We start from the raw sequence: 13,089 nt of genomic DNA, 5'->3' as shown, positions 1-13,089 counted from the left end.
GCCTCGAGGGGGCCGTCCGGCGCGAGCGGCCGGTGCGGGGACCGGGTTCGGGCCGCGGCTACAATGACCGCATGACCGACCCGACTTCCTCGCCGCTGGCCGCTCTGAAGCCACTGGCCGGGCGCGCCCTCGAAACCGCCCTCAACCGCGCCCTTGCGCTCGATCCCGACACCCGCGACCAGTTGCGCGCCCTCGACGAGCGCCGCGTCGTGCTGCGCCTGTCCGCGCCCGCGCTCGCCCTGCAGGTGCGTGTGGCCGGCGAACGGCTGGAAGTCGGCCCCGTCGCCGAAGACGAACCCGATCTGTCCGTGCGCGCCACGCTCGGCGGGCTGTTGTCGCAGCTCCCGTTCCTTCGCAACGACGACGCGCCGCCCGTCGGCAAGCTCCGCATCGAAGGTGATGCCGACCTCGCGCGGCGCCTGCAACGCCTCGCCGAACGATTCGATCCCGACTGGCAACAGCCCTTCGTGCGCGTGTTCGGCGAGATCGTCGGCGTGCAGGTCGCCAATGCCGTCGCCGCCGGCTTACGCCATGCGCGCGGCGCGGCCGGTGCTTTCGCGACGAATGCCGCCGAATTCGTGACCGAGGAATCGCGCGACGTCGTGCCGCGCGAGGAACTCAACGCCTTCCACGACGACGTCGACACGCTGCGCGACGACGTCGAGCGCCTGGCCGCGCGCGTATCGCGGCTGCGCACGCGCGCGCGGGGCGCCGCATGAAGCCGGTCTTCCGCGCCTGGCGCATCGGCCGCGTGCTGCTGCGCTACCGCCTGGACGACCTGCTCGACGACACGCCCGTCGAAGGCTGGCTGAAGCTCGCGCGCCCGTTCGTGCCGCGTGCATCGGCCGAGGTCGCGAATCTCTCGCGCGGCGCCCGTCTGCGCATGGCGTTGCAGGAGCTCGGGCCGATCTTCGTCAAGTTCGGCCAGATCCTGTCGACGCGACGCGACCTGGTGCCGCCGGATGTCGCCGAGGAACTCGCGCTGCTGCAGGATCGCGTGCTGCCCTTCGACGGTGAGACTGCGCGCGCGATCGTCGAGAACGCGTTGCAGATGCCGGTGAGCCAGGCCTTCGCGACGTTCGACACCACGCCGCTGGCGTCGGCGTCGATCGCGCAGGTGCACGCGGCGACGTTGCCGCCGGACGCCAACGGCGTCTCGCGCGAGATCGTGGTGAAGGTGCTGCGTCCGGACATCGAGAAGCAGATCGCCGGCGACATCGCGCTGCTGAAGGCGGTCGCGGGCGTCGTCAATCGCACGCATCCGGCGGCCGACAAGATCCGCCCGCACCTGATCGTCGAGGAAATCGAGAACACGCTCGCCGCCGAACTCGACCTGCAGCGCGAAGGCGCCAACGCGAGCGTGCTGCGGCGTTTCTGGCAGGACAGCGACGACCTCTACGTGCCGGAGGTGATCTGGTCGCACACCGCCGAGCGCGTGCTGACGCTCGAGCGCGTGTACGGCATTCCGTCGGACGACATCGCCGCGCTGGACGCGGCCGGCATCGACCGTCGTGCGCTCGCCGCGAAGGGCGTGCGCGTGTTCTACACCGAAGTCTTCCGCGACAACTTCTTTCACGCCGACGCGCACGCCGGCAACATCTGGGTCGACAGCGATCCCGCGCGCCGCGCGAACCCGCGTTTCATCGCGCTGGATTTCGGCATCGTCGGCCAGCTTTCGGACGAGGACCAGTACTACCTCGCCGAGAACTTCATGGCGATCTTCAACCGCGATTACCGTCGCATCGCCGAGCTGCACGTGCGTGCCGGCTGGATGCCGTCGTACATCCGCATCGACGAACTCGAAGCCGCCGCGCGCGCCGTGTGCGAGCCGTATTTCACACGGCCGCTGAGCGAGATCTCGCTGGCCGAGGTGCTGCTGAAGCTGTTCCGCACGGCGCAGCGTTATGAACTGACGCTGCAGCCGCAGCTGATCCTGCTGCAGAAGACGCTGCTGAACATCGAGGGCGTCGGCCGCCTGCTCGATCCGAAGCTGGACATCTGGGCGGTGGCGCGACCGGTGCTTCAGCGGATCCTCGTCGAGCGTTACAGCCCCCAGCGACTGGCGACGGAATTCCGCAAGCGCCTGCCGGAACTGGTGACGCACGCGCCGGAAATGCCGCGCCTGCTGCACGCGTGGCTGACGCAGCAGGTCGAAGGCAGGCATGAGTTGAACCTGCGTTCGCGCGACCTGGTCGAACTCAACCGCACGATCCACACCGCGCAGCGAAAGACCGTGGCGGCCGTGCTCGGCGTCGGCCTGCTGATCTGCGCGGCCGTGCTCTACGGCCTGGAAGCCGGCGGCCCGCGTTTCTGGTCGGTACCGGCGTCGGCGTGGATCGCGGGCCTCGGCGGCCTCTGGGCGCTGCTCGCGGCGTGGCCGCGTGGGCGCTGAGACTTACGCGCAGATGTGAAGAATGCCGACGCGCTGTTGCTCCCTCCCCTGCTTGCAGGGGAGGGCTGGGGAGGGGTGAAGTGGGTACCCGCATCCTTTCCGCAGAGCGCATGTGGAACCCATCTGGCGAAACGCCCGCCGCCTGCGTAGAGCCGCTACCGACGCCGAGCGTTTGCTCTGGTATCACCTCAAGGGCGGCAACTCGATGGCCACAGATTCCGCCGCCAGTTCCCCATCGCCGGCTACATCGCCGACTTCGCCTGTGTCGAAGGCAAGCTCGTCATCGAACTGGACGGCGGACAGCATCTCCAAGCACAGCACTACGATGAACGGCGCACGCAACGCATGAACACCAACGGCTATCACGTACTGCGCTTCTGGAACGACGATGTACTGCTGAGGACAAACCTCGTGCTTGAAGAAGTGCTGATTCATCTGCGGGAGCGCTCCCGGTGAACACTTCACCCCTCCCCAACCCTCCCCTGCAAGCAGGGGAGGAGGCAGAAGCAACGAGCGTCGAAGGCGCGAGCGATGCATTCGAAGCGCTCGACGTCATCCACGCCGACGACACGCTCGCCATCGTCAACAAGCCCGCGGGGCTGATGGTGCACGACAGTGCGCTGGCGCGCGGCGAGACGGACTTCGCGGCGGACCGTCTTCGCGAGCAGTTCGGCAAGCCCATCTTCCTGGTGCATCGCCTCGATCGCGCCACCAGCGGCTGCCTGCTGCTGGCGTTCGATCGCGAAACCGCATCGGCGCTCGGCAAGGTGCTGATGTCGCGCGAGGTCGAGAAGGAATACTGGGCCGTGTGCCGCGGCTGGCCGGAGGAGGCGTTCACCGTCGACCATCCGCTCGACGGCGGCCCGGGCAAGCCGCAGAAGAAGCCGGCGATCACGCACTTCCGGCGGCTGGCGACCACGGAGCTGTCGATGCCCTCGGCGGGCTTCGACACCTCGCGATATGCGCTGTTGAGCGCGACGCTCGATACGGGGCGATTCCGGCAGATCCGGCGCCACCTGAAGCACCTGTCGCATCACCTGATCGGCGATACCAGCCACGGCGACGGTCGCCACAACCGCAATTTCCGCATGATGGGAATCCACCGGATGCTGTTGCACTCGCGGCGGCTCGCGTTCGTGCATCCCGGCAGCGGCGCGCGCGTGGAAGCGGTAGCGCCGGTCGATGCGGAATTCGCCAAGGCGCTGGCGTTGTTCGACGGATTCACCGCCGCATAAGGCGTTGCCGAAGCCCGCGTCATCCCGATTCGGCTAAAGTCGCGCCCCATGCTCGAGATCACGCCCCGTCTGTCGATTCCCGACTCGGAACTGGTCGAGCGCTTCGTGCGTTCGTCCGGTCCGGGTGGGCAGAACGTCAACAAGGTCGCCACGGCGGTCGAGTTGCGTTTCGACATCGCCACCTCGCCGTCGCTGCCCGAGCCGTTGCGTGAGCGGCTGCTGGCCAAGCGCGACCGCCGCATCACCGACGAGGGCGTGCTGGTGATCAGCGCGCAGCGGTTCCGCACGCAGGACCGTAATCGCGAGGACGCGCGCGAGCGGCTCGCGGCGTTCATCGCGGGCGGCCTGGCCGTCGCGGCACCGCGCATCGCGACCCGTCCGACCCGTGCGTCAAAGGAGCGCCGGCTCAGCGGAAAGCGCGAACGCGGTACGATCAAGCGCGAGCGGACCCGGCGGGACTGGGACTGATCGACGCACCGAACCACCGCAGGATCCAACGAGGGGACATGTCCGACGCCGCTTCTCCGGTGCTGCCGCTGCCGCCCAGCGCGCCGCGCATCCACCGCAACGCCCTTGTCCGCTGGATCGGGCGGACCATCCTCCGACTCGGCGGCTGGCGCATGGAAGGCGCGTTCCCCGACCTGCCCAAACTGGTCCTGATCGGCGCGCCGCACTCGTCCAACTGGGATGGCGTGTGGGGCTTCGCGGTGGTGATGGCCACGGGCCTGGACCTGAAGGTGCTCGGCAAGGACACCCTGCTCAAGGCGCCGGTGGTCGGGCCGATCCTCAAGCGCCTGGGCGTGATCCCGGTGGACCGCAAGGCGGCGCAGGGCGTGGTCGAACAGGCCGCGCAGATGATCCGCGGCGCCGACAAGTTCTGGTACGGCCTGGCGCCGGAAGGCACGCGCAAGGTCGTGGAGAAGTGGAAGCCGGGCTTCTGGCGCATCGCCAAGGCCGCCGCGGTGCCGGTCGTGCCGGCGTACTTCCACTACGGGCGCCGCACCATCGGCATCGGCGCGCCGTTCGAGCTGACCGACCATTACGAATCCGACGTGGCCCGCATCCGTGAGTGGTACCGGAGCGTGTCCAACGGCAAGAACCACGACGCCTGACGCTCACGTGCGCGTGAGGTCGCTGATCGCTGCTTGAACGTCAGCGCTCGGACTGACCGGTCGAGTAATAATCCCCGCGTTCGAATAGCGCGGGCTTTATAAGCTCCACAAATGCCCGCGCCTGCGGGGACAAATACTTCCCCTTCCGGACCACCACGCCGTAGGTGCGCGAGGGGAAATACTCGGCCAGCGAGCGGGCGCAGAGCCGCTCGCGATCGGCTTCCGTGAGGCAGATCGCCGTGACGATGCTGATGCCCAGGCCCATCGCCACGTACTGCTTGATGACCTCCCAGCCGCCGACTTCCAGCGCCACGGTGTAGGGCACGCGGTTCTGCTGGAACACGAGGTCGATCAGGCGATACGTCGTGAGCCGCTGCGGCGGCAGGATCAGGCCGTAGGGCGAGAGGTCATCGAGCGCGATCGTCGCCTTCTGCGCCAGCGGATGGTCGCGCGGCGTGATCAGCATCGGCTCGAAGCGGTAGACCGGCTCGTAGCTGAGGTCGGCCGGGACGTCGAGCATCGAGCCCACGGCCAGGTCCACGCCGTCCGAACGCAGCAGGTCGAGGCCGCCCGCGCCGGTAACGTTGTGCAGGCTCAGCCGGACCTCCGGGTGCGCGGCGCGGAAGGCTTCGACGATCCGCGGCAGCAGGTAGAGGATCGTCGAACTGCCCGCGGCGACGTTCAGCTCGCCGGCATCCAGCCCGCGGATGCGCTCGTGGAAGGCCGCGTCGAGGCCATCGAGGCCTTCGACCAGCGGGCGGGCGAGGTCGTACAGCTCCTGGCCTTCGCGGGTGAGTGCGATGCGGCGGCCGGTCCGTTCGAGCAGCCGCACGCCCAGTTCCCGTTCCAGCGCCTGCAATTGCAGCGTCACGGCCGGCTGGCTGAGGTACAGCGCCTCGGCCGCGCGGGAGACCGAACCCAGTCGCGCCGTCTGGCAGAAGGCACGAAGGGGCTTGAGGCGATCGCCCTTGTAGGCGAAGCGCGGCGTGCCGGCGGCGTTCGAGCCCATTTCCTCAATCCCGTATTAGCTGAGCAAATGATATGCATTGACAAACCTTCATTGTCAAATAACAAACGCCAGCGCATGGTGGCTCCCCACGGTTACCACGGAGTTACAGCATGTCGGCAGTCATGGCGCATCCCCAGCAGGCGGATTTCGAGCAGGCCCGCATCGAGGTCATCGCACAGGCCCCCGGCCAGACCGACGTACTGACGCCGGCCGCCCTGTCGTTCCTCGCCGGGCTCCACGCGCGGTTCGAACCCGTCCGCCAGGCGCGCCTTGCCGCCCGCCGCGAACGCCAGGCGTTCTTCGACGCCGGCGGGCTGCCGGACTTCCGTGAGGACACCAGGGCCATCCGCGCGGGCGAGTGGAAGGTGGCCCCTCTGCCGAAGGCGCTGCTCGACCGCCGCGTCGAGATCACCGGCCCGGTCGATCCGAAGATGGTGATCAACGCGCTGAACTCGGGCGCGAAGGTCTACATGGCCGACTTCGAGGACAGCACCTCGCCGACGTGGTCGAACCTGGTCGCCGGCCAGCGCGCGCTGTTCGATGCGGTGCGCGGCACGCTCGAATTCACGGCCGACACCGGCAAGCATTACGCGCTGCGTCCGTTCGAGGAGCAGGCGGTGCTGATGGTCCGGCCGCGCGGCTGGCACCTGGACGAGAAGCACGTGCTCGTCGACGGCACGCCGATGTCCGCCGGTCTGTTCGACCTTGGCCTGTTCGCGTTCCACAACGCGCGCGAGCTGATGGCGAAGGACCGCGGCCCGTACTTCTACCTGCCCAAGCTGCAGTCGATGGAAGAGGCGCAGCTGTGGAACGACGCGCTCGACCACATCGAGCGCGAACTGCGCCTGCCGCCGGGCCAGCTCAAGGTCACCGTGCTGATCGAGACGCTGCCGGCGGTGTTCGAGATGGACGAGATCCTGCACGCGTTGCGCACGCGCATCGCCGGCCTGAACTGCGGCCGCTGGGATTACGTGTTCTCGTACATCAAGACCTTCCGCGCGCATCGCGACAAGGTGCTTCCCGAGCGCGCGCAGGTGACGATGACGCAGCCGTTCCTGAAGTCGTATTCGGAACTGCTGATCCAGACCTGTCACAAGCGCGGCGCGCATGCGATGGGCGGCATGGCGGCGCAGATCCCGATCAGCGGCGACGAAGAGGCAAACGAAGCCGCGCTCGCGAAGGTGCGCGCCGACAAGCTGCGCGAAGTCACCGCCGGCCACGATGGCACGTGGGTCGCGCATCCGGCGCTGATTCCGCTGGCGCAGGCGATCTTCGACGAACGCATGCCCACGCCGAACCAGCGCCACGTGCTGCGCGAGGACGTGTGGGTCACGCGCGACGATCTCATCAAGCCCTCGCTCGGCACGATCACGCGTGCCGGTTTCGAAGGCAACGTCGAGGTGTGCGTGCGCTATCTGGCCGCGTGGCTCGACGGCAACGGTTGCGTGCCGATCCACTGGCTGATGGAAGACGCGGCGACGGCGGAAATCGCCCGCACGCAACTGTGGCAGTGGCTGCATAGCGACGGTTTGTTCCTCGACGATGGCACGCCGGTCGACTTCGCGCTGCTCGAGCGCGCTTTCCTGAACCTGCCTTCGCGCCTCGGCGATCGCACGCGCATTCCAGGCGGAAGCCGCATCAACGAAGCGATCGGCGTGCTCGATCGCCTCACGCACGCCGACGAGCTGGAGGACTTCCTCACGTTGCCGGCGTACGCGCGCCTGGACTGACTCCTCATTCGCAACACGCCTGAGCTGTTCCGCTTTTCCATCATCGATACCGAAAGGAACACCGCCATGAGCACCACGCTGCAGACCGCCGAACAACTCCGCCACGACTGGGCGACCAACCCGCGCTGGGCCGGCATCACGCGTCCGTACTGCCCGCAGGACGTCGTGCGCCTGCGCGGCACGGTGCAGGTCGAGCATTCGATCGCCAAGCTCGGCGCGGAGAAGCTGTGGAATTCGCTGCACAGCGAGCCGTTCGTCAACGCGCTCGGCGCGCTCACCGGCAACCAGGCGATGCAGCAGGTGAAGGCCGGCCTGAAGGCGATCTATCTGTCGGGTTGGCAGGTCGCGGCCGACGCGAACATCGCCGGCGAGATGTACCCCGACCAGTCGCTGTATCCGGCCAACTCCGTGCCGCAGGTCGTGCGCCGCATCAACAACACGCTGCTGCGCGCCGACCAGATCCAGTGCGCCGAAGGCACGGGCAACGTCGACTTCCTGCAGCCGATCGTCGCCGACGCCGAAGCCGGTTTCGGCGGCGTACTCAATGCGTTCGAACTGATGAAGGGCATGATCGAGGCCGGCGCTGCGGGCGTTCACTTCGAAGACCAGCTCGCCAGCGTGAAGAAGTGCGGCCACATGGGCGGCAAGGTGCTGGTGCCCACGCGCGAGGCGGTGGAAAAGCTCGTCGCCGCGCGCCTGGCCGCCGACGTCATGGGCGTGCCGACCCTGATCGTCGCCCGCACCGACGCCGAAGCCGCCGACCTCATCACCTCCGACATCGACGACAACGACAAGCCCTTCTGCACGGGCGAGCGCACGATCGAAGGCTTCTACAAGACCAGCAAGGGCCTGGACCAGGCGATCAGCCGCGGCCTCGCCTACGCGCCGTACGCCGACCTGGTGTGGTGCGAGACCGGCAAGCCGGACCTGGAATTCGCCCGCAAATTCGCCGAGGCGATCCACGCGAAGTTCCCGGGCAAGCTGCTGGCCTACAACTGTTCGCCGAGCTTCAACTGGAAGAAGAACCTGGACGACGCGACGATCGCGAAGTTCCAGAAGGAAATCGCCTCCTACGGCTACAAGTTCCAGTTCATCACGCTGGCCGGCTTCCACAGCCTGAACTACGGCATGTTCAACCTGGCGCACGGCTACGCGCGCCGCCAGATGAGCGCCTTCGTCGAGCTGCAGGAAGCGGAGTTCGCCGCGGCCGAGAAGGGCTTCACCGCGGTGAAGCACCAGCGCGAGGTCGGCACTGGCTATTTCGACGCGGTGACGCAGACCATCCAGGGCGGCCAGTCCTCGACCGTCGCGCTGAAGGGTTCGACCGAGGAAGAGCAGTTCCACGAGAAGCGGGCTGCGGCTGCGTAACGCTTCCCTTCTCCCGCGCGCGGGAGAAGGTGCCCGCAGGGCGGATGAGGGCGGGCGTCGCCCCTCGCCCCAACCCCTCTCCCGCAAGCGGGAGAGGGGCTTCAAGACAGCGGTCGACCCCGCGCTCCAGCGCATTCAGGCCCACGCGTCCGGTCCCGGCGGCCCAGTCCGTTTCACACTGGATTCCGGTGCTATTCTCCAGCCTCCCCAGGGACTGGGCCCTCGTTGGATGACTCGTGACAGCGCGGCGTCTCTCCGGACGCGCGATTCCATCAACTCCGGCAAGTACGGCTCGGCGCCTGCGGACGTGGCGACGGCGGTGCTCACCGAAGCGGAATACGAGCTGTTCGCCGAACTGGGTCGCCCGCGCCGTGTCGAAGCCGGCCAGTTGCTGTTCCGCCGGGGTGAACTGGGCACGACGATGTTCGTCATCGCCCGCGGCGTGGTGGACCTGGATTTCGGCGACGACCTCGTCGGCAAGCGCCTGGGCCCCAGCGAATTCTTCGGCGAACTCGGCCTGCTAATCGGCGACCACGTCCGGAGCGCCGACGCCGTGGCCGCCAGCGACGGCCTGCTGATCGAACTGCGCCACGAGGAATTCCAGCGTCTGGTCGATCGCGACCCGGGGCTGGTGTCGTATTTCCTGCGCCGCGCGATCCTGCGCGTGGTGCTGAACGAGCAGAGCCTGATCCGCCGCCTGCGTCGTCGCAACGAAGAGCTCCAGTCCGCGCTCGACAGCCTGTACGCCGCGACGCATCAGCTCAACCAGACCGAAGAGCTCGTCCGCACGGACGAACTCACGCGTTTGTACAACCGTCGCGGCCTCACGCTGCACCTGCAGGAACGTCGCGAACAGGGCGCCCAGCGAAGCATGGGCCTGCTGCTGGTGGACTGCGACCGCTTCAAGCAGGTCAACGACGACCACGGCCATCTGATCGGCGATCGCGTGCTGCAGGGCGTGGCGAACATCCTGCGCTCGGTCGCGGGGCCCGAGGATCTCGCCTGCCGCATCGGCGGCGACGAGTTCTGCCTGCTGGTGGTGTCGGACCAGCGCGAGGAGGTGATGCGCTTCGGCGACTTCATCGTCTCCACCGCGCAGGGCCTGATGCAGATGTCGCACGGCACGCCGCTGATGTGCCCGCTGAGCGTCGGTGCCTGCCTCATCGACCCCGCGCGCGACTGGAACGATGGATACGCCCACGCCGACGCGGCGCTGTACCAGGCCAAGCGCCTGGGCGGCAACCGCGTGCACTGGCACGACATGGAACTGACTTCGGCCTGAGCCGACGGAGCGGAAGGACGCGATGAACGAGATGACCCATCGCCCCTCGATCGAAGCGCCACAGCTGCGCACGCTGCTGCTGACCGACCTGTGCGATTCGACCACGCTGGTCGAGCGCATCGGCGACGTGCAGGCGGCCACGCTGTTCCGCGACCACGATCGACTGGTGCTGGATCTGCAGCAGCGCTGGCGCGGACGGTTGATCGACCGGTCCGACGGCCTGCTGCTGCTGTTCGAACGCCCCATCGACGGGCTGGGCTTCGCGCTCGACTACGTGCGCGAACTGCGCGAGATGGGCGACGCGCGCCGGCTTGAGCTGCGCGCGCGCGCTGGCCTGCATGTCGGCGAAGTGCTCACCTGGCGCAACAGCGACGAAGCGGTGCAGGTCGGCGCCAAGCCGCTCGAAGTCGAAGGCCTCGCCAAGCCCATGGCCGCGCGCCTGATGGCGATGGCGCGCCCCGGGCAGATCCTGCTGTCGGCCGTCGCCGAACCGCTGGCGCATCGCGCCGCGCGCGAACTGGGCGAACGCGGCCAGCACCTGCTGTGGAAATCGCACGGCCGCTGGCGCTTCAAGGGCGTGCCCGACGGGCAGCAGATCTACGAAGTCGGCGAACCCGGCATTGCGCCGCTGCGCATGCCGCCGAACACGCCCAAGGCCTGGCGCGACCTGCCGCTGTGGCGTCGCCCCGCCGCGCTCGCCGCCGAGGCCGCGATAATCGCCGGCATCGGCGTGGGCGTCTGGTTCGCCACGCGCCCGGCGCCGGCGATCGCCTTCAACCAGCGTGACTGGGTCGTCGTTGCGGACCTTCGCAACCTCACCGGGCAGAGCGTGCTCGACGACTCGCTCGAACAGGCGTTCCGCATCAGCCTGGAGCAGTCGCGCTACGTCAACGTGCTGAGCGACCTGAAGGCACGCGACACGCTCGCGCGCATGCAGCTCAAGCCCGACACCATCCTCGACCGCGCCATCGCATCGGAAATCGCGCTGCGTGATGGAGCGCGTGCGGTGATCCTGCCGACGGTCGCCGAAGTGGGCGGCAAGGTGCGCGTGAGCGCGGAGATCATCGATCCGCATACGCAGACGACGATCTATGCCGAATCAAACGAAGGTGTTGGAGCCGACTCGACGCTGACATCCATCGATGCGGTGACCAGTGTTCTACGCGAGCGACTCGGAGAGCAGCTTGCCTCTATAAAGGATGATTCGGCGCCCCTGCCAACCGTCACCACGGGAAGCCTCGACGCATTGCGGGCATTCGGTCTCGGTCAGCGCTCGCTTTCGCGCGGCGACTACGACGAGGCCCAGCAATTCTTCGAACGCGCGACGGCCCTCGACCCGAAGTTCGCGTTGGCTTGGCTGGGTCAGGTGCGTGTCACCTTCGGCCGGGAGGACCTGAACAAGGCGCTCGTGCCCCTCCGTGAGGCTCAAAAATTCCGCGACCACCTAGCACCGCGCGAACGCATGTACCTCGATGCGTGGTCAGCACGGTTTGACGCACCGGCAAAGGCCGCAGCGAAGTGGATCGAACTGGCGAAGGTCTATCCTGACTACCACCCGGCCCAGGGCAATGCTGCCCTATGGCTCTACGAAGACAACCGGTACGAAGAAGCATTGCCTTATGCGAAGGCAGCGACTTCCGAACAATATGAATACATCGGCAGCAACCTCGATATTCTCGGGCGCCTCCAATTGGCGACTGAAAAATACGCCGATGCTTCCGCCTCGTTCGACCGTGCAGTAGCGCTGGGGCGCCAAGGCAGTCTTCGCAGGCAGGCTGCACTAAGCGCCACGCAACGACGCTACGACAGCGCCGAAAAGGCCCTGCAGAAGGTCCCGCTGCAGGATCTCCACGGCTACATTGAAAAGGTGTCGGTCGCAGTCGACAGGGCTGACTGGAACGAAGCGCAAAAGTCGGCTCGAACCGCACTGAGAATGGCAGAGGAGGCTGGCGGCTTCGATGCTCGCGCCTTCCTGATCCCTGCTGCGACCGCAAGCTGGCTGGCCGATGACGAATCCGGTGCACGACGAATGGCTCGGCAGGCCGCGGAGCGGGCCATCTTGGCCTTGAACGACAGCGCCAACCCGTATGCGGAAGATGACGCTGCGCTCGCCATTGGGGCCGCGCTGATTGCATTGCGTGTCGGTGACGATTCCGTGGCGGCGAAGGTGGAGGAAGCGTTGCAGCGCCAATCTTCCCTTATGGTTGCGACGAGCCTGCGCGAGCTCTCCGAAGTGATGCGCGCCGCCCGACTGCGTGCGCAGAAGAAGCCCAATGAAGCACTGGCGCTGCTGCGGCCGTATTTGACCGGCAATGAGCGCTATCAGACGAGGGTGGTTCTAATGCACGCTGCGGCGGATGCCGGCGAGTTCGCCGAAGCCGTCGAACACGCGCAGTGGTTGCAACGTAAGCGCGGCGCGGCCTTCATGGAACTCAAGTGCGGCCAGTGCCTACAAGCGCTGAATGTGGCCGACAGCAACATCGCTGCGCTTTTGGAAGCGCAGTTCCTGAAAAAAATGGGCAAGGCGAACGAGGCCGATGCCAAACTGAAGAGCTTCGACGCCTGGTGGGCGACCGAAGCCCTTCCGAGTTACTTGCGCACCCAGCGCGAGTCAGCGGTGACCACGTCCAGATTGGGAACCGTCTGATTCAAGCCGCGCAGTAGCATCGTGCGGATCTCCTCACGAGCGGCCTTGACCACTTCCTTCGACACCAGATCACGAACCTTGCAGTCCCGGAACGGCTCCATCGCGACCGCCGGCGACACTTCGCCGCACGCCGTCATCTGCCCCGGCGTCGGCGATTCGTAGCCGATCGTGCGCAGCGCGGCGAGGTGGTCGCGCTGGAAGCGCTCGCGGAACAGGTCATCGGTGCTCAGCAGATCCAGGAGCCGGTCGGCCAGAGCCGGGTCCAGCGGTGCGGTCAGCGGCTTGTTCATCCCCAATCTTCCCCGTCAAAGAGC

General features: G+C 67.3%; 12 protein-coding genes. 10 read left to right on the top strand and 2 right to left on the bottom strand.

The window, feature by feature from the left end; translation table 11 throughout:
• The first annotated feature begins 71 nt into the window (after positions 1 to 71).
• From GOY17_RS18025 to GOY17_RS18000, 6 genes are all read left to right on the top strand, one after another.
• Positions 72 to 719 (top strand): ubiquinone biosynthesis accessory factor UbiJ, encoded by a 648-nt coding sequence (locus tag GOY17_RS18025; protein ID WP_157031397.1) that lies wholly within the window; start codon positions 72 to 74, stop codon positions 717 to 719.
• The gene (gene ubiB, locus GOY17_RS18020; protein ID WP_115844371.1) at positions 716 to 2,392 is read left to right on the top strand and encodes a ubiquinone biosynthesis regulatory protein kinase UbiB; all 1,677 of its coding nucleotides are present in this window, start codon (positions 716 to 718) and stop codon (positions 2,390 to 2,392) included. The genes GOY17_RS18025 and ubiB overlap by 4 nt, the downstream gene beginning before the upstream one ends.
• Before the next feature lie 177 nt (positions 2,393 to 2,569).
• A complete protein-coding gene (locus GOY17_RS19020) occupies positions 2,570 to 2,848 on the top strand; it encodes an endonuclease domain-containing protein (RefSeq protein ID WP_332310585.1) in 279 nt (92 codons plus the stop codon).
• 98 nt (positions 2,849 to 2,946) lie between these two features.
• A complete protein-coding gene (locus GOY17_RS18010) occupies positions 2,947 to 3,627 on the top strand; it encodes a pseudouridine synthase (protein ID WP_425482315.1) in 681 nt (226 codons plus the stop codon).
• Between the two features lie 48 nt (positions 3,628 to 3,675).
• On the top strand, positions 3,676 to 4,095 hold the full coding sequence (gene arfB / locus GOY17_RS18005) for an alternative ribosome rescue aminoacyl-tRNA hydrolase ArfB (RefSeq protein WP_157031396.1): 420 nt from the start codon (positions 3,676 to 3,678) through the stop codon (positions 4,093 to 4,095).
• A gap of 38 nt (positions 4,096 to 4,133) precedes the next feature.
• Complete coding sequence (locus GOY17_RS18000; RefSeq protein WP_115844364.1) at positions 4,134 to 4,739, top strand: lysophospholipid acyltransferase family protein; 606 nt, start codon at positions 4,134 to 4,136, stop codon at positions 4,737 to 4,739.
• Positions 4,740 to 4,779: 40 nt separating this feature from the next.
• Here GOY17_RS18000 and GOY17_RS17995 read toward each other — a convergent pair whose 3' ends face one another.
• Positions 4,780 to 5,748, bottom strand: a complete 969-nt coding sequence (locus GOY17_RS17995; protein WP_157031395.1) for a LysR family transcriptional regulator — start codon at positions 5,746 to 5,748, stop codon at positions 4,780 to 4,782.
• Between the two features lie 110 nt (positions 5,749 to 5,858).
• Between GOY17_RS17995 and aceB the strand changes: the two genes are divergently transcribed.
• From aceB to GOY17_RS17975, 4 genes are all read left to right on the top strand, one after another.
• Positions 5,859 to 7,478 carry a malate synthase A gene (gene aceB / locus GOY17_RS17990; protein WP_157031394.1) on the top strand — a complete coding sequence of 540 codons (1,620 nt, stop codon included), beginning with the start codon at positions 5,859 to 5,861 and terminating at the stop codon, positions 7,476 to 7,478.
• A gap of 66 nt (positions 7,479 to 7,544) precedes the next feature.
• Complete coding sequence (gene aceA, locus GOY17_RS17985; protein WP_157031393.1) at positions 7,545 to 8,846, top strand: isocitrate lyase; 1,302 nt, start codon at positions 7,545 to 7,547, stop codon at positions 8,844 to 8,846.
• A gap of 229 nt (positions 8,847 to 9,075) precedes the next feature.
• Complete coding sequence (locus GOY17_RS17980) at positions 9,076 to 10,128, top strand: GGDEF domain-containing protein (RefSeq protein WP_115844355.1); 1,053 nt, start codon at positions 9,076 to 9,078, stop codon at positions 10,126 to 10,128.
• 22 nt (positions 10,129 to 10,150) lie between these two features.
• Positions 10,151 to 12,775, top strand: coding sequence for a putative peptide modification system cyclase (locus GOY17_RS17975; RefSeq protein WP_157031392.1), 2,625 nt, complete (start codon positions 10,151 to 10,153; stop codon positions 12,773 to 12,775).
• Here GOY17_RS17975 and GOY17_RS17970 read toward each other — a convergent pair.
• Positions 12,718 to 13,065 carry an NHLP-related RiPP peptide gene (locus GOY17_RS17970; protein WP_157031391.1) on the bottom strand — a complete coding sequence of 116 codons (348 nt, stop codon included), beginning with the start codon at positions 13,063 to 13,065 and terminating at the stop codon, positions 12,718 to 12,720. The genes GOY17_RS17975 and GOY17_RS17970 overlap by 58 nt on opposite strands.
• Positions 13,066 to 13,089 lie beyond the last annotated feature (24 nt).

The organism is Lysobacter soli, assembly GCF_009755585.1.
In the GTDB taxonomy this organism is placed as follows: Bacteria; Pseudomonadota; Gammaproteobacteria; order Xanthomonadales; family Xanthomonadaceae; genus Lysobacter_J; species Lysobacter_J soli.
The sequence above is the reverse complement of the archived record's forward strand: the minus strand, read 5'-3'. Positions and strand labels throughout refer to the sequence as shown.